The organism is Delftia sp. GW456-R20 (assembly GCF_001622915.1).
GTDB lineage: Bacteria > Pseudomonadota > Gammaproteobacteria > Burkholderiales > Burkholderiaceae_C > Comamonas > Comamonas acidovorans.
In genome coordinates, this window is the sequence record NZ_LWCN01000003.1 from 920,907 (window position 1) to 944,331 (window position 23,425).

19 protein-coding genes are annotated in these 23,425 nt (G+C 70.1%); 16 read left to right on the forward strand and 3 right to left on the reverse strand.

The features are described from left to right. Window positions 1-5 precede the first annotated feature (5 nt). On the reverse strand, window positions 6-2,792 hold the full coding sequence (locus tag A4F85_RS05385) for a LuxR C-terminal-related transcriptional regulator (RefSeq protein ID WP_063325875.1): 2,787 nt from the start codon (window positions 2,790-2,792) through the stop codon (window positions 6-8). A 182-nt stretch (window positions 2,793-2,974) separates the two neighbouring features. Here A4F85_RS05385 and A4F85_RS05390 point away from each other — a divergent pair, with 182 nt between their 5' ends. The 15 genes from A4F85_RS05390 (at window position 2,975) to A4F85_RS05460 (ending at window position 19,459) form a co-directional block, all read left to right on the forward strand. Beyond that, window positions 2,975-3,757, forward strand: coding sequence for an SDR family NAD(P)-dependent oxidoreductase (locus tag A4F85_RS05390; RefSeq protein WP_013801549.1), 783 nt, complete (start codon window positions 2,975-2,977; stop codon window positions 3,755-3,757). A 133-nt stretch (window positions 3,758-3,890) separates the two neighbouring features. Continuing rightward, window positions 3,891-5,075 (forward strand): acetyl-CoA C-acetyltransferase, encoded by a 1,185-nt coding sequence (locus tag A4F85_RS05395; RefSeq protein ID WP_012206616.1) that lies wholly within the window; start codon window positions 3,891-3,893, stop codon window positions 5,073-5,075. A 69-nt stretch (window positions 5,076-5,144) separates the two neighbouring features. After that, a complete protein-coding gene (locus tag A4F85_RS05400; protein WP_063325876.1) occupies window positions 5,145-5,969 on the forward strand; it encodes an ABC transporter ATP-binding protein in 825 nt (274 codons plus the stop codon). Further along, entirely contained in the window at window positions 5,953-6,678 is a 726-nt protein-coding gene (locus tag A4F85_RS05405) for an ABC transporter ATP-binding protein (RefSeq protein WP_063325877.1), read from the forward strand. Before A4F85_RS05400 ends, A4F85_RS05405 begins: the two co-directional genes overlap by 17 nt. Window positions 6,679-6,683: 5 nt before the next feature. Then, complete coding sequence (locus tag A4F85_RS05410; protein WP_063325878.1) at window positions 6,684-7,556, forward strand: branched-chain amino acid ABC transporter permease; 873 nt, start codon at window positions 6,684-6,686, stop codon at window positions 7,554-7,556. Window positions 7,557-7,686: 130 nt separating this feature from the next. Next, complete coding sequence (locus A4F85_RS05415) at window positions 7,687-8,715, forward strand: branched-chain amino acid ABC transporter permease (protein ID WP_013801544.1); 1,029 nt, start codon at window positions 7,687-7,689, stop codon at window positions 8,713-8,715. Between the two features lie 29 nt (window positions 8,716-8,744). Next, window positions 8,745-9,602 (forward strand): enoyl-CoA hydratase-related protein, encoded by an 858-nt coding sequence (locus A4F85_RS05420; RefSeq protein WP_063325879.1) that lies wholly within the window; start codon window positions 8,745-8,747, stop codon window positions 9,600-9,602. 156 nt (window positions 9,603-9,758) lie between these two features. Continuing rightward, window positions 9,759-10,967, forward strand: a complete 1,209-nt coding sequence (locus A4F85_RS05425; RefSeq protein ID WP_063325880.1) for an ABC transporter substrate-binding protein — start codon at window positions 9,759-9,761, stop codon at window positions 10,965-10,967. Window positions 10,968-11,001: 34 nt separating this feature from the next. Then, window positions 11,002-12,657, forward strand: a complete 1,656-nt coding sequence (locus A4F85_RS05430) for a long-chain-fatty-acid--CoA ligase (RefSeq protein ID WP_047326793.1) — start codon at window positions 11,002-11,004, stop codon at window positions 12,655-12,657. 12 nt (window positions 12,658-12,669) lie between these two features. Next, the gene (locus A4F85_RS05435) at window positions 12,670-13,752 is read left to right on the forward strand and encodes a CaiB/BaiF CoA transferase family protein (RefSeq protein WP_012206624.1); all 1,083 of its coding nucleotides are present in this window, start codon (window positions 12,670-12,672) and stop codon (window positions 13,750-13,752) included. A gap of 9 nt (window positions 13,753-13,761) precedes the next feature. Beyond that, on the forward strand, window positions 13,762-15,324 hold the full coding sequence (locus tag A4F85_RS05440; protein WP_063325881.1) for a long-chain-fatty-acid--CoA ligase: 1,563 nt from the start codon (window positions 13,762-13,764) through the stop codon (window positions 15,322-15,324). 25 nt (window positions 15,325-15,349) lie between these two features. Further along, entirely contained in the window at window positions 15,350-16,498 is a 1,149-nt protein-coding gene (locus A4F85_RS05445) for an acyl-CoA dehydrogenase family protein (protein WP_063325882.1), read from the forward strand. Between the two features lie 77 nt (window positions 16,499-16,575). Beyond that, window positions 16,576-17,466: an SDR family oxidoreductase gene (locus A4F85_RS05450; protein WP_063325883.1), complete on the forward strand. Its 891-nt coding sequence runs from the start codon at window positions 16,576-16,578 to the stop codon at window positions 17,464-17,466. Window positions 17,467-17,483: 17 nt separating this feature from the next. After that, window positions 17,484-18,296 carry a crotonase/enoyl-CoA hydratase family protein gene (locus A4F85_RS05455; protein ID WP_063325884.1) on the forward strand — a complete coding sequence of 271 codons (813 nt, stop codon included), beginning with the start codon at window positions 17,484-17,486 and terminating at the stop codon, window positions 18,294-18,296. A 260-nt stretch (window positions 18,297-18,556) separates the two neighbouring features. Then, the gene (locus A4F85_RS05460; RefSeq protein WP_063325885.1) at window positions 18,557-19,459 is read left to right on the forward strand and encodes a 3'-5' exonuclease; all 903 of its coding nucleotides are present in this window, start codon (window positions 18,557-18,559) and stop codon (window positions 19,457-19,459) included. On the opposite strand, the gene A4F85_RS05465 is transcribed toward A4F85_RS05460, so the two are convergent. Then, window positions 19,456-20,634: a GGDEF domain-containing protein gene (locus A4F85_RS05465; RefSeq protein ID WP_063325886.1), complete on the reverse strand. Its 1,179-nt coding sequence runs from the start codon at window positions 20,632-20,634 to the stop codon at window positions 19,456-19,458. The two genes, A4F85_RS05460 and A4F85_RS05465, sit on opposite strands and share 4 nt — an antisense overlap. 315 nt (window positions 20,635-20,949) lie before the next feature. On the opposite strand from A4F85_RS05465, the gene A4F85_RS05470 reads away from it, so the two are divergent. Further along, window positions 20,950-22,239, forward strand: coding sequence for an O-acetylhomoserine aminocarboxypropyltransferase/cysteine synthase family protein (locus tag A4F85_RS05470; protein ID WP_034395982.1), 1,290 nt, complete (start codon window positions 20,950-20,952; stop codon window positions 22,237-22,239). A gap of 63 nt (window positions 22,240-22,302) precedes the next feature. Here the strand turns inward: A4F85_RS05470 and A4F85_RS05475 are convergent, their stop codons facing one another. Continuing rightward, window positions 22,303-23,352, reverse strand: a complete 1,050-nt coding sequence (locus A4F85_RS05475) for a hypothetical protein (protein ID WP_063325887.1) — start codon at window positions 23,350-23,352, stop codon at window positions 22,303-22,305. Between the last annotated feature and the right edge of the window lie 73 nt (window positions 23,353-23,425).

Genomic DNA, 23,425 nt, shown 5'->3' on the forward strand with positions numbered 1-23,425 from the left:
GCGGCCTAGCGCAAAACCCGCAGCTCCCGCGCCAGCGCCACGGCCTGGGTGCGGCTGCGCGCGCCCAGCTTGAGGTTGATGCTGCGCAGGTGGGTGCGCACCGTGCTGTCGGAGACGAAGAGTTTCTCGGCCATGGCCGCATTGGAGTAGCCCGAGGCCAGCAGTTCCAGCACGCGCAGCTCCTTGCGGGTCAGGGGCTCGGCAAGCACCGTGGCTGGCGCCGGGCCCTGGGGCGCATCCGCTGCCTGCAGCTCGGGGGGATCGGCGGGCTCGGCAGGCTCGCCCAGGGCAGACAGCAGCCGCTGCGCATGGGCGGCCGCCTCCGGCTCCGCCGGTTCCGTGCGGCGCGTCAGTGAAGGCGTCTGTGAAAGCGACAGTGAAGGCGACAGTGAAGGCGACAGCACACGCTGCAGCACGGGCGCGAGCAGCGGCCCCTCATCGAGCATCAGGCGCACAAAGCCTTCGCTGGCACCGTGGCGCAGCGGCTGGGCAAGCATGGCGGCTGCGGCGTCCATGTCGCCGCAGCCCGCCTCGGCCAGCGCGCACAGCACCTGCAGCTTGAGGCTGCGGTGGCGGCGCCCGCGCAGTTGCGCATCGGCCAGCAAGGGGGCGATGGCATCGCGCACGGTACGGCAGTCGCCAAAGTGCAGCCCCCAGCGCAGCCGGGCGATGGCGATGTCCTCCACCTCGTGCGGCGGCAGGCGCAGGCGTTCCACGCGCGGCCATACGCCGGGATCGTCGGCACGCTCCAGCGCCTCGGACGCGGCGGCCCGGTTGCCCTGCAGCACGAAGATGCGCGCATGCTCCAGCCGCGCGCTGGCCGTCACACGGGGCAGCTGGCGTTCATGCCCCAGGTACTCCAGTTCGGTCAGCAGGCCGAAGGCCGCATCCACATCGCCGCGCACGAAGGCAATGCGCGCACGCATGCGGTAGCTGGAGATCACATGGTCGGGCAGGCCCACGTCGCGGGCCAGCGGCAGGTAGACGTTGAGCAGGTGGTCGGCGCCATCGAGGTCGTTGGTCTCGTAGAGCACGCCGGCATGCAGCACGCCGGCCCAGGCATTGCCGTTGGTGGGGTTGTAGGAGGCGCTGCGCGGCGTGGCGGCCAGCGCCACGCGAAAGCGCGACGCCGCCTGCCGCAGCCGCCCGCCCGACAGGTCCAGCACGCCCTCCATGGCCTCGGTGTACATGCGGCTGAACAGGCTGCCGGCCTGGGTGCTGCGCGCCGCGTCCAGCAGGCGGTGGGCCTCCTCGGCATCGCCCAGCACCGACACCACGTAGGCCATGGCATTGGTCAGCGAGCTGTCTGCAAACGGCCGGCAGCTGGGCAGGCAGGCCAGCGCCTGGCGGCCCAGGGGCGCCGCCTCTTCCACGCGGTCCATCATGGCCAGCAGCAGCGGCTGCAGGGCCATGACCAGCGCCTGCGCGGCGGGGTCTGCGGCCATGCGGGGCCGCAAGGCGTCCAGCCGCTGCTGCGCCTGCCAGGGGCCGCGCGTGAAGCAGTCGGCATAGGCGGCCACGGCCTGCAGCAGCGGCTCGCGCGCCATCAGCGGCGCCGGCATGGCCGAGAACCAGCGCGACAGCAGGCGCATGCGGCCCTGCTCCATCAGCGCCTCGGCATGGCGCGCCAGCAGGGACAGGGCATGCGGCAGGTCGCCGCCTTCCAGCGCATGCTCGATGGCGGGCACGGGCCGGCCGCAGGATTCGTACCAGCCGCTGGCCGCCAGGTGAAGTCGCGTCAATTCACCGGGCTGCTCGCGCAGCAGCTGTGCGCGCAGGAAGTCGGCAAACATGCTGTGGTAGCGCCAGCTGTGCCCGCCCTGGCCACCCTGCGCCTCGTCGGCCAGCGGCACCAGGAACAGGTGGGCCTGCTCCAGCGCCTGCAGCATGGCGGCGCCGTCGGCGCGCGGCACCAGGGCCTGGCAAACCTGGGCGTCCAGCGTGCGCAGGATGCTGGTGCGCAGCAGGAAGTCGCGCACGGACGCGGGCTGCTGGGCCAGCACATCCTCGGCCAGGTAGTCGGCCACGGCGCGCTCCGAGCCCGAGAAGCGCTCGATGAAATCACTGTGCAGGCCATGGCGCTCCAGCGCCAGCGAGGCCAGCCACAGCGCGCCTATCCAGCCTTCGGTCTTGTCCAGCAGCCGCGCCAGGGCCTCGCGCGGCAGCGGGCAGCCGCGCAGGCGAAAGAACTCCTCGGCCTCGCCCACGGAAAAGCGCAGCAGCGCCGCATCGATCTCCAGCAACTGGCCACTGGTGCGCAGCCGCCCCAGTCCCAGGGCCGGCAGCGCGCGAGAGCCTATGACCAGGCGCCCGCGCTCGGGCAGCTGCTCCATGAGCTGGCGCACCAGGCCGAGCACGGCATCGTTGTGCAGCACCTCGAAATCATCGATGAACAGCGCAAAGGAGCGGCCCTCGCCGGCCAGCGCATGCAGGGCCTGGGACAACTCGCCGGCGCCTTGCGACGGCCCCACCCCCAGGGTGCGCACGGCCGCGCCCAGGCACTGCAGAAAGCGCGAGACATCGTTGTCGGCGGCATCCAGCGTCAGCCACGCCGTGGCCTGGCCCTCGGCCTGCAGGCGCTCGCGCATCTGGCGCATGGCCGTGGTCTTGCCGAAGCCGGCAGGGGCGCGCACCAGCACCACGCGGGCGCGCAAGGCCTCGGGCCAGCGCGCGGCAACAGCCAGCCGGGCCACCTGGGCGGCAGCGGCGCGCGGCGGGCTCAGCTTGGCCTGCGGCACGTAGCCGGAACCCGGACCGGGGCCGGAGGAAGGGGTGGGCGCTGGGGGCTGCATGCAGGCAGGAGGCACTGTGAAGGGGTGAGGCACCGGGCACTTTCGTCGGTTTCGACGATGGCGGCAAGACGGGGCGATTCCTAGACTTGAAGGCAGATCATAGGTGGCGAACCGCCCCCTGTCCCGATCCAAGGCGACAGGCAACGGCGCGCCGCCAACGCACCAACCAAGGAGACCTTCACATGCAGCTTGACGCAAGCATCAGCGCCGTCGTCACGGGCGGGGCATCGGGCCTGGGCGCGGCCACCGCGCGCCGCCTGGCCGCCAGGGGCGTGCGCGTCGCCCTGTTCGACCTCAACGAGACGGCCGGGCAGGCGCTGGCGCGCGAGACAGGCGGCCTGTTCTGCCGCGTGGACGTGACCGACGAGGCCAGCGTGGACGCGGGCTTTGCCCAGGCCCGTGCGGCCCATGGGCAGGAGCGCATCCTGGTCAACTGCGCGGGCACGGGCAATGCCGTCAAGACGGCCAGCCGCGACAAGGCCACGGGCGAGATCCGGCACCTGCCTGTGGCCAATTTCGACCGCATCATCCAGATCAACCTGGTGGGCACCTTCCGCTGCATCGCCAAGTCGGCGGCGGGCATGCTCACGCTGGAGCCGCTGGCCGACGGCGAGCGCGGCGCCATCGTCAACACCGCTTCGGTGGCGGCGCAGGACGGGCAGATGGGCCAGGCCAGCTACTCGGCCAGCAAGGCCGGCATCACGGGCATGACCCTGCCCATCGCGCGCGACCTCATGGGCGAGGGCATCCGCGTGAACACCATCCTGCCCGGCATCTTCGACACCCCGCTGCTGCAGGGCGCGCCCGACAACGTGAAGGCGGCGCTGGCCGCCTCCGTGCCCTTCCCCAAGCGGCTGGGCCAGCCCGACGAATACGCCCACCTGGCCGAGACCATGATCACCAACGGCTACTTCAACGGCGAGTGCGTGCGCCTGGACGGCGCCATCCGCATGGCGCCGCGCTAGGCGTACCGCCCAGTCACCACGGCAGGCACCGTCCCCGCGTTTTCCCTGGCCGGAATCGTCGCTTGCGACGATGCCCGGCCCGCGCCGGCCGGGCCACCATCCCCCCAGGAATACAGGAACAGGAGACATATCCATGGCACAGGCATACATCGTCGCCGCCACGCGCACGGCGGGCGGCAAGCGCGGCGGAAAGCTCTCGGGCTGGCATCCGGCCGATCTCGCGGCCCAGGTGCTGGACGAGCTGGTGCGCCGCAGCCAGGCCGACCCGGCCCAGGTCGAGGACGTGATCATGGGCTGCGTCAGCCAGGTGGGCCAGCAGGCGACGAACGTGGCGCGCAACGCGGTGCTGGCCTCGTCCCTGCCCGAGTCCGTGCCGGGCACCACGGTGGACCGGCAGTGCGGGTCGTCCCAGCAGGCCCTGCATTTCGCGGCCCAGGCCGTGATGTCGGGCAGCATGGACATGGTGATCGCCGCTGGCGTGGAGAGCATGTCGCGCGTGCCCATGGGCACGCCCAACGCCCTGCCCGCCAAGGCCGGCCTGGGCGTGTACATGAGCCCGGCCATGCAGCAGCGCTATCCGGGCGTGGAGTTCAGCCAGTTCATGGGCGCCGAGATGATGGCCGGCAAGTACGGCCTGGCCAAGGACCAGCTGGACGCCTATGCGCTGCAAAGCCATGAGCGCGCCGTGCAGGCCGCGCGCGAGGGCCGCTTCGACCGCGAGATCCTCGCCGTGCAGGCGCGCAGCGCCGAAGGCGGTGCCGAGGGGGAAGGCCAGCCGCACACGGTGGATGAAGGCATACGCTTCAACGCCACGCTGGAGGGCATTGCCGGCGTCAAGACCATCCGCGAAGGCGGCTGCGTGACCGCCGCCACGGCCAGCCAGATCTGCGATGGCGCCAGCGGCGTCATGGTGGTCAGCGAGCGCGGCCTCAAGGCCCTGGGCGTGCAGCCGCTGGCGCGCATCCACCACATGAGCCTGCTCGGGCATGACCCCGTGATCATGCTGGAGGCCCCCATCCCCGCCACCCAGGCCGCGCTGAAAAAGGCCGGCATGCGCATCTCCGACATCGACCTGTACGAAGTCAACGAGGCCTTCGCCCCCGTGCCCCTGGCCTGGCTGCAGGCCACGGGCGCCGATCCGGCGCGGCTCAACGTCAACGGCGGCGCCATTGCGCTGGGCCATCCGCTGGGCGCCTCGGGCACCAAGCTCATGGCCACGCTGATCCACGCCCTGCATGCGCGCGGCGGGCGCTACGGCCTGCAGACCATGTGCGAGGGCGGCGGCATGGCCAACGTCACCATCATCGAGCGCCTGTAGGCGCCGCCATGCCACCGTGCGGCCGGAGCGGCCCGCGCCGGTCGCCCACCATCGGGGGGAGGGAAAGCCATGAGCCAGGACTCGCAGCCCCTGCTGCGCATCGAAGGCGTTTCGCTGCGCTTCGGCGGCATCGTCGCGCTGGACGGCGTGAGTTTCGATGTTGCGGCAGGCCAGATCTGCGGCCTCATCGGCCCCAACGGCGCAGGCAAGAGCAGCCTGTTCAACTGCCTGTCGCGGCTGTATGCCTGGCAGGCCGGCCACATCCGCTTTCGCGGCCAGCCGCTGGCCACGCTGGCGCGCCACCGCATGGCCGCGCTGGGCATGGGCCGTACCTTCCAGAACCTGGCCCTGTTTTCCAGCATGACGGTGGCCGACAACGTGCGCCTGGGCACGCACAGCCACCAGCACGCCGGCTTTGTGCGCGATGCCCTGCGCCTGCCCGGCGTGCGCCGGCGCGAGGAAGAAGCCCGCGCCCAGGCGCAGTCGCTGATGGCCCTGCTGGACCTGACGGGCGTGGCAGAGCGCCGCGTGGCCGACCTGCCCTTCGGCACGCAAAAGCGCGTGGAGCTGGCGCGCGCCCTGGCCTGCCGCCCGCAGTTGCTGCTGCTGGACGAGCCGGCCTGCGGCCTCAACCATGAGGAGCTGGCCGGCCTGGGCGACCTGATCCTGTCGCTGCGCGACCGGCTGGGGCTGACCGTGCTGCTGGTGGAGCACCACATGGGCCTGGTCATGCGCGTGAGCGACAAGGTCGTGGCGCTGAACTTCGGCCGCAAGATCGCCGAAGGCACGCCGGGCGAGGTCCGCGCCCATGCCGAAGTCATCCGCGCCTACCTGGGTTCGGACATGCAGCCACAGGATCAGGACAGGGAGGTGGCGCATGCCGGCACTGCTTGAAATCCGCGGACTGCATGCGGCCTACGGGTCGGTGCGCGTGCTGGACGGCATCGACATGGACCTGGCCGAAGGCCGCGTCACGGCCCTGCTGGGCGCCAATGGCGCGGGCAAGACCACCACGCTGCGCGCCATCTGCCGCCACCTGGTGGACACGCGCGGCGAGGTGCGCCTGGCCGGCGAACGCATAGACCGGCACAGCACCGAGCGCATCGCGCGCCAGGGCGTGGGCCATGTGCCCGACGGGCGCGGCACCTTCGCCCAGCTCAGCGCCGAGGAGAACCTGCGCCTGGGCGCGCAGGCCCGGCCCACGCGCGCTGCCCGTGCCGACGTGGGCAGCGATATGGAGCGCATGTTCGGCTACTTCCCCCGCCTGCGCGAGCGCCGCACCCAGCAGGCCGGCACGCTGTCGGGCGGCGAGCAGCAGATGCTGGCCATTGCCCGCGCCCTCATGGGCCGCCCGCGCCTGCTGCTGCTGGACGAGCCCTCCTTCGGGCTGGCGCCGCTGGTGGTGCGCGACATCTTCGGCATCCTGCGGCGCATCAATGAGGAACAGGGCACGACCATCCTGCTGGTGGAGCAGAACGCGCGCCTGGCGCTGGAGCTGGCGCACAGCGCCTACCTGCTGGAGACCGGCCGCATCGTGCTGCACGGCCCCAGCGAAGCCATGCGCCGCAACGACGCGGTGCGCCAGGCCTATCTCGGGGAGTAGCGGCCATGGACGCCTTCATCCACCAATTGCTGGCCGGCCTGGCCACGGGCGGCATCTACGCCACCGTGGCGCTGGCCCTGGTCATGATCTACCAGGCCACGCACCACATCAATTTCGCGCAGGGCGAGATGGCCATGTTCTCCACCTTCATCGCCTGGGCGCTGCTGCAGGCGGGGCTGCCGTACTGGTGGGCCTTCCTGGCCACGGTGGCGCTGTCCTTCGTGCTGGGCGCGGCGGTGGAGTTCGCCATCATCCGCCCCATGCGCAAGGCGGCGGACCTGGCCCAGGTGGTGGTCTTCATCGGCCTGCTGATCGTCTTCCACAGCCTGGCCGGCTGGATCTTCGGCTACACAATCAAGGAGTTTCCCAGCCCGTTCCCGGCCGACGCCTGGTATGGCAGCGCCCTGATGTCGGCCCACGAGGTGGGCACCATCTTCGTGGCGCTGGCCATCGTGGCCCTGCTGTTTGCCTTCTTCCGGCTCACGCCGCTGGGGCTGGCCATGCGCGCGGCCGCGCAGAACCCGGCCTCCTCGCGCCTGGTGGGCATCTCCGTGGGGCGCATGCTGATGCTGGGCTGGGGCCTGGCCGGCGCCATCGGCGCGGTGGCCGGGATGATGGTGGCGCCCGTGGTCTTCCTCGATCCGCACATGATGAGCGGCGTGCTGCTGTATGCCTTTGCGGGCGCGCTGCTGGGCGGCATCGACAGCCCCGCGGGCGCCGTGCTGGGCGGCTTCATCGTGGGCGTGCTCGAAAACCTGGTGGGCAGCTACGTGGTCGGCACCGAACTCAAGCTTTCTGTGGCCCTGGTGCTGATCGTGGGCGTTCTCATCGTGCGGCCGGCCGGGCTGATGGGCCGCAAGGTCGTCAGGAGGGTTTGAACAATGTTCCCCCTGAGCGGCTACGCCGCTTCCCGTTGCACGGCGCCCCCTCTCTCGCTACGCGGGAGGGGGACGACATCCTCGCTTTTGGGCCACGCCAGTTTTGTGCCCAACGCCCTGGAGAACAATGATGTCCACACGATCCGCCTCCTCGTCTGACGCACTGGTCGCCGCCACCAGCGCGCGCCGCCCCCTGCCCCTGGGCACGGTACTGATCGCGGCGCTGGCGCTGGCGGCCTGCTCGCTGGTCTTCGTGGCCAAGGGCTACCAGCTGTTCCAGGCCACCATGGTGCTGGCCTATGCCGTGGCCCTGGTGGGGCTGAACATCCTCACGGGCTACAGCGGCCAGATCTCGCTGGGCCATGGCGCCTTCTTCGCCATAGGCGCCTATGCGGCGGGCATCCTGATGGACCGCGCGGGCCTGGCCTACTGGCTGGCCGTGCCTGCAGCGGGCCTGGTGAGCCTGGCGGCGGGCTACCTGTTCGGGCGGCCCGCGCTCAGGCTGGAAGGGCTGTACCTGGCGCTGGCCACCTTTGCGCTGGGCGTGGCCATGCCCCAGCTGCTCAAGTACCGCCACCTGGAAGCCTGGACCGGCGGCGTGGGCGGCATCGTGCTGACCAAGCCCGAGGCGCCCTGGGGCCTGCCGCTGGATGCCGACCAGTGGTTCTACCTCTATGCATTGGCCGTGGCGGCGCTGCTGTTCTGGATGGCGCGCAACCTCATAGACAGCGGCAGCGGCCTGGCGCTGCGCGCCATCCGCGACCACGCCATGGCAGCCGAGGCCATGGGCGTGGACAACGCGCACTGCAAGTCCATGGCCTTTGCGATTTCGGCCGGCTACACGGGCGTGGGCGGCGCGCTGTCGGCCATTGCCGTGCAGTTCGTGGCGCCCGACTCCTTCACCATGTTCCTGTCGATCTCGCTGCTGGTGGGCGTGGTGGTGGGTGGCGTGGGAACGCTGTGGGGCGCGCTGTTCGGCGCCCTGTTCATCATGTTCATCCCGGGGCTGGCCGAGCAGGTCTCCAAGGCCGCGCCCTGGGCCGTCTACGGCACCGTGCTCATCGTCTTCATGTTCGCCATGCCCGGCGGCGTGATGGGCCTGCTGCACCGGCTGGGCCGGCCGGGCCGGCGCCTGCCCCGGCAGCGGCCGCGTGCCTGACTTTCCATCCCCACCCACAGGAGTCCCCCATGAATTCCAGTCCGGCCGTCCGCATGGAACGCCACGGCAACAACGACGACAACGGCGAGATCGCCCTCATCGTCCTCCAGGACAGCGCCCGCATGAATCCGCTGGGCAGGCCCTTGCAGGTGCGGCTGCGCGAACTGCTGGCCGAGGTGCGCGAGGACACCTCCCTCCGCGCCCTGGTGCTCACCGCCGAGGGCCGGGGGTTTTGCGCGGGCGCGGACCTGTCGTCCATGGGCGGCGCACAAGGCGGGGCACAAGGCGGGGCCCAGGCCGATGGCCGCACGCTGGGCGCGCAGACGGCCGACAACATGCAGCAGTTGTCCAACCGCCTCATCCTGGACCTGCAGCAGCTGCCCGTGCCCGTGGTCTGCGCCATCAACGGCGCGGCAGCCGGGGCCGGCGTGGGCCTGGCCCTGGCTGGCGATGTGGCGCTGGCGGCGCGCTCGGCCTACTTCTACCTGCCTTTCCTGCCGCGCCTGGGCATCGTGCCGGACCTGGGCACCACCTGGTTCATCGAGCGGCGGCTGGGCCGTGCGCGCGCCATGGGCCTGTCCCTGCTGGGCGACAGGCTGGGCGCGCAGCAGGCTGCCGACTGGGGCCTGGTCTGGGCCTGCGTGGACGACGAGGCCCTGCGCGAGCAGGCCCTGGCCACGGCCGCACGCCTGGCGCGGCTGCCGGCCGGCGCCGTGCTGGAAGCCCGCCGCGCGCTGGACCACGCAGCCGCTTCCACGCTGGAGCAGCAGCTTCACTACGAGGCCGAACGCCAGCGCGAGCTGGTGGGCGCGCCGGCCTTCATGGAGGGCGTGCAGGCCTTCATGCAAAAGCGCGAGCCCGTGTTCGCGCCACGCCAGCCGGGCTGACCGCCGCGCCTTCCCGACGCACCTTCCCGACACACCTTGCTGCGCCCGCACATGCATTCGTCGGAATCGACGATGGGCGAGCGCCGGGCCGGTTCCTACCATGGACCGGCCACCACAAGAAAAGCGGGCACGGCGCCCGCAAGCCAGGAGACAACCATGCGCAACACCATCGCCCGGGGCCCCTGGGCCCTGATCGCCTGCCTGGCGCTGGCCCTGCCGGCCATCACCCAGGCGCCAGCCCAGGCCCAGAAGAAGTACGACACCGGCGCCAGCGACACCGAGATCCGCATCGGCAACTTCGTGCCCTACTCGGGCCCGGTGTCGGCCTACGGCACCATCGGCAAGGCCCATGCGGCCTACTTCGCCAAGATCAATGCCGAGGGCGGCATCAACGGCCGCAAGGTCACCTACCTCTCGGCCGACGACGCCTACAACCCCGCCCAGAGCGTGGAGCAGACGCGCAAGCTGGTCGAGCGCGACGGCGTGCTGCTGATGTTCGGCGCGCTGGGCACCTCGCACAACCAGGCCGTGCATCGCTACATGAACCAGCGCAAGGTGCCCCAGCTGTTCGTCTCCACGGGCGCCACACGCTGGGGCGATCCGAAGAACTTCCCCTGGACCATGGGCTGGCAGCCCACCTACCAGCTCGAAGGCCGCACCTTCGCCCAGCACATCCTGGCCACGCGGCCCCAGGCCAAGGTGGCCGTCCTGATGCAGAACGACGACTTCGGCAAGGACTACCTCAAGGGCGTGCTCGACGGCTTTGGCGAGCAGGCCAAGCAGCGCATCGTCGTGCAGCAGACCTACGAGGTCGGCGACCCCACGGTGGACAGCCAGATGGTGGCGCTCAAGGGCTCGGGGGCGGACACCTTCATCAACATCAGCACGCCCAAGTTCGCGGCCCAGTCCATACGCAAGGCCGCCGACATCGGCTGGAAGCCTGCGCACTACCTGGTCAGCGTCTCGCTGTCCATCAGCTCGGTGCTCAAGCCTGCGGGCCTGGACAACGCGCGCGGCGTGATGACAGCCAGCTACCTGCGCGAGCCCTCGGACCCCACCAACCAGGGCACGCCCGAGCTGGCCGGCTACCTGGCCTTCATGAAGCAGTTCTACCCGGCCGGCGACCCCAACGATTCGCTCAACGTCATCGGCTACTCCCAGGCCCAGACCCTGGTGCAGGTGCTCAGGCAGGCCGGCGACGAGCTCACGCGCGCCAACATCATGAAGCAGGCCTCCAGCCTGAAGATGGACCTGCCCATGCTCTACCCGGGCATCAGCCTGCAGACCGGTGGGGACGATTTCTTCCCCATCAAGAAGATGCAGCTCGTGCGCTTCGACGGCAGCCGCTACGCGCCCGTGCAATGACCCCGGCCTTCAGGACAACGACAGGAGACACCCCATGCCCGCCTTGCAAGGACTGATGCAGGACCGCCCGCTCATGATCTCGTCGCTGATCGAGCATGCGGCGCGCTTTCACCCGCACACCGAGATCGTCTCGCGCCTGCCGGAAACTCGGGACGGTGGCCTGCACCGCACCGACTGGGCCGGCATGCGCCGCGCCTCCTGCCAGGTGGCCAACGCCCTGCAGTCGCTGGGCGTGCAGCCTGGCGAACGCGTGGGCACGCTGGCCTGGAACAGCTGGCGCCACCTGGCGCTGTACTTCGGCGTCTCGGGCAGCGGCGCGGTGCTGCACACCATCAACCCGCGCCTGTTTCCCGAGCAGATCGAATACATCGCCAACCATGCCGAGGACCGGGTGCTGTTCTTCGACGTGACCTTCGCGCCGCTGGTGGAAAAGCTCGCACCGCATCTGAAGACCGTCACCACCTATGTCTGCATGAGTTCGCGCGAGCACATGCCCGCGCTGGACCTGCCCGACCTGCACTGCTGGGACGAGCTGGTGGGCAACCAGAGCGAGGACTTCGAGTGGCCCGAGTTCGACGAGCGCACGGCCTCCTCGCTGTGCTACACCTCGGGCACCACGGGCCACCCCAAGGGCGTGCTGTACTCGCACCGCTCCACCGTGCTGCACACGCTGATGGAGCTGGCGCCCGACACCTTCGGCCTGAACGCGAGCGAGACCGTGATGCTCATCGTGCCCATGTTCCATGCCAACGCCTGGGGCACGCCCTATGCGGCGGCCATGGCCGGCGCACGGCTGGTGCTGCCCGGCCCTCACCTGGACGGCCAGAGCGTCTACGAGCTCATGCGCGACGAGAAGGTCACCTTCTCGCAGGGCGTGCCCACCGTGTGGCTGATGCTGTTCCAGTACCTGGATGCGCATCCCGACATCGACCCGCGCGCGCTGGGCGTCAAGAGCATAGGCATCGGCGGCGCGGCCGTGCCGCGCGCCATGCTGGAGCGCTTCGAGAACCAGTTCGGCGCCCAGGTCGTGCAGGGCTGGGGCATGACCGAGACCAGCCCCATCGGCGTGGTCAGCAAGCTGCTGCCCCGGCACGACGCGCTGTCGGGCGAGGAACTGGTCAAGGTCAAGCTCAAGCAGGGGCGCGGCGTCTGGGGCGTGGACCTCAAGATCGTGGACGACGACGGCCGGCCCCAGCCCTGGGACGGCCAGGCCCGGGGACACCTGCGCGTGCGCGGCCCCTGGATCGCCAGCGGCTACTTCAAGGGCGAAGGCGGCTCGCCCGTCGATGAGGAAGGCTTCTTCACCACGGGCGACGTGGCCACCATCGATGCCGACGGCTTCCTGCAGCTGGTGGACCGCGCCAAGGACGTGATCAAGTCGGGCGGCGAGTGGATTTCCTCCATCGACGTGGAGAACGCCGCCATGGGCCATCCCGGCGTGGCCGAGGCCGCCATCATCGGCGTGGCCCATCCCAAGTGGCAGGAGCGGCCGCTGCTGCTGGTGGTGCCGCGCGCAGGCCACAGCGTCAGCCGCGAGTCCATGCTCGACTTCCTGTCCACGCGCATCGCCAAATGGTGGCTGCCCGACGACGTGCTGCAGGTGGCCGAGCTGCCGCACACGGCCACGGGAAAACTGCTAAAGACCAAGCTGCGCGAGCAGTACAAGAACCATCCACTGCCCACGGCCTGAAAGGAGACCTCCATGCCAGGACCGCTTGAAGGCGTGCGCGTTGTCGAGTTCGCGGGCCTGGGCCCGGGGCCGTTCTGCGCCATGCTGCTGGCCGACATGGGTGCCGAGGTGCTGCGCATCGCGCGGCCCGGCACGCCGGTCGATGCACAGGACATCACCACGCGCAGCCGCAGCCAGGTCGAGATCGACCTGCGCGGCGAGGAAGGCCAGGCCTCGGCCCTGGCGCTGATCGCACGCGCCGATCTGCTGATCGAGGGCTTTCGGCCCGGCGTGATGGAGCGCCTGGGCCTGGGGCCCGAGCCCTGCCTGGCGCGCAACCCGCGCCTGGTCTACGGCCGCATGACGGGCTGGGGCCAGCACGGGCCGCTGGCGCATGCGGCGGGGCATGACATCAACTACATCGCCATCTCCGGCGCGCTGCACGCCATCGGCCGCGCGGGCGAGGCGCCCGTGCCGCCGCTCAACTACGTGGGCGACTTCGGCGGCGGCGGCATGCTGCTGGCCGTGGGCCTGCTGGCCGCCCTGCACGAGGCCGGGCGCAGCGGCCGGGGCCAGGTCATCGATGCGGCCATGACCGATGGCACGGCCCTGCTGTCGGCCTTCATGTACGGCTTCAAGGCCAAGGGCCAGTGGAGCAACCAGCGCGGAGAGAACCTGCTGGACGGCGGCGCGCACTTCTATGACACCTATGCCTGCGCCGACGGCAAATACATCGCCATAGGCGCCATCGAGCCGCAGTTCTACGCCGAGCTGCGCCAGCGCTGCGGCATACAGGACCCGCTGTTCGACGCGCAGCTGGACGCCGCACGCTGGCCCCTGCTCAAGCTGCGCCTGGCCGACGTGTTCCGCACGCGCACGCGCCAGCAGTGGTGCGAGCTGCTGGAAGGCAGCGATGCCTGCTTCGCCCCCGTGCTCGACTGGGACGAGGCGCCCCAGCACGCCCACAACCGCGCGCGCGCCACGTTCACCGAGGCCGGTGGCGTGCTCCAGCCCGCGCCGGCGCCGCGCTTTTCGCGCAGCGTGCCCGAGCAGCCCCGCCCCCCGCGCGCCGCCAGCCTGCAAGACACGCTGGCCGCCTGGAATGCCCGCTCCTGAGGAAACCCCATGCCCATGTATCTCACCCAGGCCATCCACAAGGGCCGCCGCGAAAAGGCCGGTGCCACGGCGGCCATCTGCGGCGAAGAGCAGGCCAGCTGGTCGCAGCTTGCGCAGCGCATCGAACGCTGTGCCGGCCTGCTGCGGGCGCTGGACGTGGCGCCCGGCGACCGCGTCGGCATGATGGGCCTGAACTCCATCCGCTACCTTGAATACTTCTATGGCTGCTGGTGGGTGGGCGCCGCGGTCAACCCCGTCAACATCCGCTGGAGCGCGCACGAGGTGGCCTACTCGCTGGACGACTGCGACACGCGCGTGCTCTTCGTGGACGATGCCTTCGCGCCCCTGGTGCCCCGGCTGCGCGAGCTGTCCTCCAGCCTGCGCACCGTGGTGTTCTGCGGCACGGGCGCCGCGCCCGAAGGCGCGCTGCACTACGAGCAATTGCTGGCCGCCGCCACGCCCTGCGCCGACGCGCTGCGCAGCGGCAACGACCTGGCTGCCGTCATGTACACAGGCGGCACCACGGGCCGGCCCAAGGGGGTGATGCTCAGCCACGACAACCTGTTCATCAACGCCCTGTCCAATGCCAGCAACGTGCCGCGCCAGCATGTGAAGGTGGGCATGGTGGTCACGCCCATGTTCCATGTGGCCGGCTGCGGCCTGGCCCTTCTCATGGCCCAGCGCCTGGTGCCCCAGGTCATCGTGCCGGCCTTCGACGAGCTGGCCATCCTCGCCGGCGTGCAGCAGCACGGCGTGAAGGAGCTGTTCCTGGTGCCCACCATGATCCGCCGGCTGATCGAGCATCCGCGCCTGGCGGAGTTCGACCTGTCCAGCCTGCGCCTCATGCTCTATGGCGCGGCGCCCATAGACGCCAGCCTGCTGGAGCGCGCCATGCAGGCGTTGCCCGGCGCCGACTTCGCCCAGGCCTACGGCATGACCGAGCTGTCGCCCACCATCGTGTCCATGGGCCCGGCCGAGCACCGCCCCGGCCCGCAGCGTGAGCGCCTGCTGCGAGCGGCCGGCCGGCCCGTGACCATTGCCGAGGTGCGCATCGTCGATGGCGAGGGCCGCGAGCTGCCGCCCGGCGAGGTGGGCGAGATCACGGCGCGCGGCCCCATGGTCATGCAGGGCTACTGGAACAAACCTGCCGAGACAGCCGCCGCGCTCAAGGACGGCTGGATGCACACGGGCGACATGGGCCGGCTGGATGCCGACGGCTACCTCTTCGTCGTGGACCGGCTCAAGGACATGATCGTCAGCGGCGGCGAGAACGTGTACTCGGCCGATGTCGAGAACGCCATCGCCCAGCTGCCCCAGGTCGCCATGTGCGCCGTCATCGGCGTGCCCGACGAACGCTGGGGCGAGCGCGTGCACGCCGTGATCGTCGCGCGCGAGGGTCAGCCGCTGACCGAGGCCGAGGTCATCGCCCACTGCCGCGAACGCATCGCGGGCTACAAGTGCCCACGCTCGGTGGAGTTCCGCGCCGAGCTGCCGCTGTCGGCCGCCGGCAAGCTGCAGAAATTCCAGCTGCGCGAACCCTACTGGCAGGGCCGCGAACGCCGCATCAACTGACCCCCACGAACCACCAGGCCACGCCATGCCACTGCAACTGACACGCTCCTGGAGCACCCCCGAGCTGGAAAGCCTGCGCGCCACCGCCGTGCGCTTTCTGGAAACCGAAATGCAGCCCCAGGACGAGGCCGCGCGCCAGCGCGGCAACGTGGGCCATGCCATCTGGCGCCGCGCCGGCGAGCTGGGCCTGCTGTGCACCGACATCCCCGAGGAATACGGCGGCGGCGGCGGCGACTTCCGCCACGAGGCCGTGATCCACGAGGAGATGGCGCGCCGCGCCCTCTCGGGCATGAGCAACTCCGTGCACTCCATCGTGGCCCACTACCTGCTCAACCATGGCACCGAGGCGCAAAAGCGCAAGTACCTGCCCGCCATGGCGCGCGGCGAGCTGGTGGGCGCCATCGCCATGACCGAGCCCGGCGCGGGCTCGGACCTGCAGGGCGTGCGCACGCGCGCAGAACTCAGGGACGGCCGCTACCGCATCAACGGCAGCAAGACCTTCATCACCAACGGCCTGCTGGCCGGCCTGATCCTCGTGGTCTGCAAGACCGACCCGGCCCAGGGCGCGCGCGGCACCTCCATCCTCATCGTGGAGACCCGGGACTGCGCGGGCTTTCGCGTGGGCCGCGTGCTGGACAAGATGGGCATGAAGGCCCAGGACACCTCGGAGCTTTTCTTTGATGACGTGACCGTGCCGCAGGACGCGCTGCTGGGCGGGCGCGAAGGCCAGGGCTTCTACCAACTCATGGGCGACCTGCCCTACGAGCGGCTGATCATCGGCCTGGCCGCACTGGCCTGCATGGAAGGCGCCTACGAGGCCACGCTGGCCTACGTGCGCGAGCGCCGCGCCTTCGGCCAGGCCATTGCCGACATGCAGAACACCCGGTTCAAGCTCGCCGAGGTGGCCACCACGCTGACCGTGAGCCGCGCCTTCATCGACCGCTGCGTGGAGCAGTTGGTGGCCGGCACGCTGGACACGGCCACGGCCTCCATGGCCAAGCTCTGGGGCTCGGAAGCGCAGGGCCGCGTGCTCGACGAACTCGTGCAGCTGCATGGCGGCTACGGCTACATGAACGAATACATGGTCACCCGCATGTACGCCGATGCGCGCGTGCAGCGCATCTACGGCGGCACCAGCGAAATCATGAAGGAAGTGATCTCGCGCGTGCTCTGACGCTCTGATCCCCTGGCGGCGCCAAGCGCTGCCGCAGTCCCCCTATCCCTTCCCCGGCAGCACAGGAGACAGCAGCCATGACCCTCGACGACCTCATCTACAAGCCCGGCCTGCTCAAGGGCGAACGCATCCTCGTCACTGGCGGTGGCACCGGCCTGGGCCGCGTCATGGCCGAGGCCTTTCTCATGATGGGCGCCGACATCTACCTGTGCGGCCGGCGCGGCGCCGTGGTCGAGCAGACAGCGCAGGAGCTGATGCAGCAGCACGGCGGCCGGGCCGTGGGCCATGCCTGCGACGTGCGCCAGCCCGAGGCCGTAGAGCAGATGATCGAGGCCATCTGGGCCGACGGCGGCGCGCTCACGGGCCTGGTCAACAACGCGGCCGGCAACTTCGTCAGCCGCACCGAGGACCTGTCCATGCGCGCCTTCGACGCCGTGGCCAACATCGTCATGCGCGGCAGCTTCAACCTCACGCTGGAGTGCGGCCGCCGCTGGCTGGCCGAGGGCCGCAAGGCCAGCGTGCTGTCCATCCTCACCACCTGGGTCTGGAACGGCTCGGCCTTCACCGTGCCCTCGGCCATGGCCAAATCGGGCGTGCATGCCATGACGCAGTCGCTGGCCGTGGAATGGGGCAACCGGGGCATACGCTTCAACGCCATCGCGCCGGGCCTGTTCCCCACCGAAGGCATGAGCGCGCGGCTGAACCCGCAGGGCGGCGAGCATGTGCGTGCCGACAACCCCATGGGCCGCAACGGCCGCATGCCCGAGCTGGCCAACCTGGCCGTCTTCCTCATGAGCCGCCAGGCCGAGTACCTGACGGGACAGACCATCGCCATAGACGGCGGACAATACCAGGCGACGGGCGGCAACTTCGCCGGGCTGGCCAGCTGGAGCGACCAGGACTGGGCGAATGCGCGCAGCGCCATCGAATCGCGCAACGCGGCCGACCGCCAGCAAAGAACCGCATAGACACAAGGAGACAAGCCATGAGCCAAGAACGCGTGCGCATATCGGTGGACCACGGCGTGGCCGAGGTGACCCTGGCCCGGCCCGACAAGATGAATGCGCTGGACCCCGCCATGTTCGACGCCCTGATCGACGCATTGGCGCGGCTGCGGGACACGCCCGGGTTGCGCGCCGTGGTGCTGCATGGCGAAGGGCGCGCCTTCTGCGCGGGCCTGGACATGGGCAGCATGGCCGGCATTGCCGACGGCCAGCAGACGGCGGACATGACGGACCTGGCTGCGCGCACGCACGGCATGGCCAACCGCTTCCAGCAGATCTGCTGGGGCTGGCGCGAACTGCCCGTTCCCGTGATCGCCGCCGTGCACGGCGTGGCCTACGGCGGCGGCCTGCAGCTGGCGCTGGGTGCGGACATCCGCCTGGTGGCCGATGATGCGCGGCTGTCCATCATGGAAATCAAGTGGGGACTGGTGCCCGACATGGCCGGCTGCGCGCTGGCCGCGCCGCTGGTGCGCGGCGATGTGCTGCGCGAGCTGGTCTACACCGGCCGCATCGTGTCCGGCCCCGAGGCCGTGGCCCTGGGCCTGGCCACGCGCGTGAGCGCTGCGCCGCTGGAGGAAGCGCGCCACCTGGCCCGCCAGATCGCGGCCAGCAGCCCGCACGCCATACGCGCGTCCAAGCGGCTGATGCAGCTCAGCGAAACCGCTTCTCCCGCAGACATCCTGCTGGCCGAGGCGCAGGAGCAGCAGGCCCTGCTGGGCAGCTCCAACCAGGCCGAGGCCGTGCGCGCCGGCCTGGAAAAGCGGGTGCCGGTCTTCAACGATCAAGGCCTTTAGACACCTTTTGAAACAGCCGCCGGACCCTGCATCGGGGTCCGGCGCAGCCATCCGCAAATACCCTTATTCGACGCCCTTTCGCCACTGCGCTGATTTTTTAGGCATTCCGTGGAAAGCCTTGCAGGGCGCGGATTCGGCAAGTTACACCCGGAGTTTTCCACAACTCCGTCCACACGCACCGGGGATAAAAACCCGGTGCCTGAGGGGCATGCAAGTGCAGGCATACTTGACGGCTTGCCTCGGCTTCCCCCTCTTTTCCCATGCCCCGCCTGCACGCTCCCAGCAAGGATGACAGCCGCCTGCTGCCACCTTTTGCCGCCCTGCCCGAGCGCTGCATCCACGTGCCCGCCACCGACGCCGAATTCGCGGCCGCACGCGCCGCGCTGATGGCGGCGCCCGTGCTCGGTTTCGATACCGAGAGCAAGCCGCTGTTCCACGCCCACCAGACCGACACCGGCCCCCATGTGGTGCAGTTGGCCACCTGCGACCAGGCCTGGCTGCTGCAGCTGCACCATGCGCAGGCACGCGCGCTTGCGGCCGACGTGCTGGCCAGCGAGTCCATCTGCAAGGCCGGTTTCGGCCTGGACCATGACCGCAGCGCGCTGCCCGCGCGCCTGGGCGTTGCGCTGCACAACGTGATCGACCTGGACCGCGTGTTCAAGCGCCACGGCTATGCCAGCTCGGTAGGCGTGCGCGCGGCCGTGGCCCTGGTGCTGGGGCAGAACTTCCACAAGTCCAAGAAAATCTCCACCTCCAACTGGGCTGCACCGCAGTTGAGCCTGGCCCAGCGCCACTACGCGGCCAACGACGCCCACGGCGCCGCCATGGTGCATGCCGCCCTGCCCGCCTGGGAACAGCGCCAGCCGGCCGTGGCCGAACGCCCCGCCAGGCCCGCCAGGCCTGCGCCTGACCCCCGCGGCCCCGGCAGCTCCAGCGGCCCGCGGGGACCACGCAGGCCCCACGCGCCACGCGAGCAGGACGCACCGCGCGAGCCGCATGTGTCGCACGAGCCGCATGTATCGCACGAGCAGCACAAGCCGCATGAGCCACATGAGCCACATGTACCGCGCGAGTCCAGCGCCCCGCGCTCATCGCCACGCCCGTCCCGCACCCCACGCCTGCTGCAGGCGCCGGTCACACCGGGCAAGCCAAGCCCTGGCTAGGCATCTTCCTCTTGCGGCACCAGCCGCACCCGGTCGCGGCCTGCGCGCTTGGCCTCGTAGAGCATGGCGTCGGCACGCGCCAGCGCCTGCTCCAGCGTCTGGCCCTGGGCCATCCAGGCCACGCCAAAGCTGGCCGTGATGCGTATCTCGTCGGGCAGCGCGCTGAAGCCCATCAGGCGCAGCTGGGTCTGGATGCGCCGGGTGATCCATTGCGCGGCCAGCGGGTCGGCGTGCGGCAGCAGGGCCACGAACTCCTCCCCGCCAAAGCGTGCAACCAGGTCCTGCTGGCGTGTGCTGCGCAGCAGCAGGCGCGCAAAGCGCTGCAGCACCTCGTCGCCCGCCGCATGGCCCCAGCCGTCGTTGACCCGCTTGAAATGGTCCAGGTCGCACACCAGTACGGCGGCCGACAGCTGCGGCTGCTCGGCCAGCCGGCGCTGCACGGCCTCCTTGAAGGCGCGCCGGTTCAGCAGCCCGGTCAGCGGATCGCGGTCGCGCTCCTCGTGCAGCTCCTGCACGGTGTCGCGCACCGCTGCGGCCAGGAAGAGCATGGCAAACAGCAGGCCGAACACCAGCAGGCTCAGCTGCAGCGCCATCCACGAGGAAGAAATGCCCAGCCATTCCCCGGCTGCGCTGGCCGATACCGAAGCAGCACGCGGCGTCACCCACAGCGTGCGGACGAAAAAGCTCAGCGCAAAGACCACGAACACCCACAGCAGCAGCCGGTCCCAGCCTGTGCAGGGATGCCTGCGTGGCAGCCGCCACAGCGGCAGGGCCAGTTGCAGGCCCAGGCCGAAATTGAGCACATGCTGGCGCGCCTGGGCATCGGGCACGGCCCAGGCGTAGTAGCCCAGCACCACCAGCACCGCGCCGCCAAAGCCGGCCGCCAGCGGTGCATCCGGTCGCACGCCCTGGCGTATGGCCATGGCCTCGGTGATGAACCAGGCCGCGCACAGTTGCAGCGCGGCCGTCGTCAATGCATTGACGGGAACGGCCGCAGGCCGCTCCAGGATCTGCAGCAGCAGCGCCAGGCTGAAGCCGGTGAAGGCGAAGGACATGCTGCGCAACTCGCGCCGGGCACGCAGATGCCGCCAGCAGACATAGAAACAGCCGGCCAGCAGCAAGGTGCACAGGGGCACCGCCAGCGCCAGAAGATGTCTTGCTGTCAACGTCACCATCAACTCCCTGATGGAGTCTAGCGATCAGGTCACGTTACAACACGTCGTTAACAAAAATACACATTCACTCACGGTTCTGGCGATGGCAGGCCGGGCATATCTGCGCGTGGCAGAGGAGCAACCGGGCTGCGGCGTATATGTTCGTAACCAACGCATCGTTGGGCACCGGAGGCCGGCACGCCACAATGCCAACCGTCCTCCGCTAGTAAAACCTCAGGACTTACGCAAACAGGATGCGGGAACGCGCCGCTCCCCATGGCAAATGGCCCGCCCGTGCCCTTCTTGCGTAAGCCGTCACCAGAAAGGCAATCTTCCATGCGCATCGAAACCCTGGCCGTCCACGCCGGCTACTCGCCCGACCCCACCACCAAGTCGGCCGCCGTGCCCATCTACCAGACCGTGGCCTACGCCTTCGACAGTGCCCAGCATGGCGCCGACCTGTTCGACCTCAAGGTGGCCGGCAACATCTACACGCGCATCATGAACCCCACCACCGACGTGCTGGAAAAGCGCGTCGCGGCGCTGGAAGGCGGCATTGCCGCCGTGGCCGTGGCCTCGGGCATGGCCGCCATCACCTATGCCATCCAGGCGATTGCCGAGGCCGGCGACAACATCGTCTCGGCCAGCACGCTCTACGGCGGCACCTACAACCTGTTCGCCCACACCTTCCCGCAGCAGGGCATCACGGTGCGCTTTGCCGATCCGCGCGACCCGGCCAGCTTTGCCCAGCACATCGATGAGAAGACCAAGGCCATCTTCATCGAGTCCATCGGCAACCCGCTGGGCAATGTCACCGACATCCGCGCGCTGGCCGACGTGGCCCACGCCCATGGCGTGCCGCTGATCGTGGACAACACCGTGCCCAGCCCCTATCTGCTGCGCCCCATCGAGCACGGCGCCGACATCGTCGTGCACTCGCTGACCAAGTACCTGGGCGGCCACGGCAACAGCGTGGGCGGCGCCGTCGTGGACAGCGGCAAGTTCCCCTGGGCCGAGCACAAGACACGCTTCAAGCGCCTGAACGAGCCCGATGTCAGCTACCACGGCGTGGTCTACACCGAGGCCCTGGGCGAGGCCGCCTACATCGGCCGCGTGCGCGTGGTGCCGCTGCGCAATACCGGCGCCGCACTGTCGCCGCACAACGCCTTCCTCATCCTGCAGGGCATCGAGACGCTGGCCCTGCGCATGGACCGCATCTGCGAGAACACCCAGAAGATCGCCGAGACGCTGCAAAAGCATCCCAAGATCGAATGGGTGCGCTACGCCGGCCTGCAGGACCACCCCGATCACGCCCTGGTGAAGAAGCAGCTGGGCGGCCGCGCCTCGGGCATCCTCTCGTTCAGCCTCAAGAACGGCAGCGGCGACAGCGACACGCGCGCCGCCGGTGCGCGCTTCCTGGATGCGCTGCAGCTGTTCACGCGCCTGGTCAACATCGGCGACGCCAAGTCCCTGGCCACGCACCCGGCATCGACCACGCACCGCCAGCTGGACGCCGAGGAGCTTGCCAAGGCCGGCGTGACCGAAGGCATGGTGCGCCTGTCCGTGGGCATCGAGCACATCAGCGACCTGCTGGCCGACCTGGAGCAGGCGCTGGCCAAGGTCTGATTCCCGCGCAAGGGCGGGCCGGACTGCGCGGCGGCCCGGCCCTTGCAGGCAGGCCCTGGCTTGTCAGCGCCGCTTGGCGCGCTCCCGCACTTGCTGCGAGGAGTAGAAGATCAGTGGATCGGGCGTGCGTTGCGGGTTGGCGCAGGGCTCGATGGCATGGCCCTTGGGCGGGGCGCAGCGGGCCAGGTCGCGCAGCTGGGCCTGGGTGCGTTCGGCGTGGCGCGCGGCCGTCTCGCCTTCGGACGGGCGGCTGCCGGGCACGATGAGGCGCAGCTCCATCTTGCGGATGGCAGGCTCCACGGCATAGGTGCCCTGGTACTGCATCACCACGCGGCGCTCGGCCAGGTCCACCGTCGCCAGTACGGCGCGCATGGGCACGGGAATCATGGCGCCCGACTGGTAGCGCACCAGCACGAAGGGCGCGAAGGGCTTGGGAATCTTCAGCTCCAGTGTCTGGCCCTTGCCGCGCGCATCGGCGCGCACGCGCAGCTGCCCGCCGTCGGGCAGGTAGCGGTCCAGCCGCCAGCCCGTGGATACACGCTGCGCACCCACGCAGGGCGCGTAGTAGTACTCGGTGGCGTCGGCATCCTTGCCCGTGTAGAGCATCTGGGCACCTTCATGCTCGGTGAGCGCCTTGGCGGCCACGTCCGCACCGTCGGCCCTGGCGCCAACCAGCGTGCCGCCGCGCACGAACACGCCCGTGTACGGGAACCAGGTGGTGCGCTGGTTGGCCACGGCGCCATAGGGCTTGCATTCGGTGGACATGCTCTGGTCCTGCATGTCGGCCTGGGGCGCCACGGGCTCGCCGCCGTGGCCGCCGCCCTGGTCGGCCAGGCTCAGGCGGCCATCGGTCTCGATGGTGAAGGTGGCCTTGGCCACCATGGAGTAGTAGCGGCCGGCAGCGTCTTCGCCGATCAGCAGCAGGCTGGGCAGGGGCGTGAGGTTGGCGACCTCGGGTTCGGCGTGCGGCGCATCGGCCGGGGCCTTGGCGGGCACCTCGGGCCGGGGCTGGTCCTGTGGCTGGCTGGGCGCCGGTGCCTGGGGCGGCGCAGTGGCACAGCCGGCAAGGACCAGGGACAGCGGCATGGCAAGAACAAGCGAACGCAACAACATGGAACTCCCTCGGATCATTGAGGCCGACGATGCTACTGCATGCGCCGGCGCGCGATGCAATGCCAGGCAACGC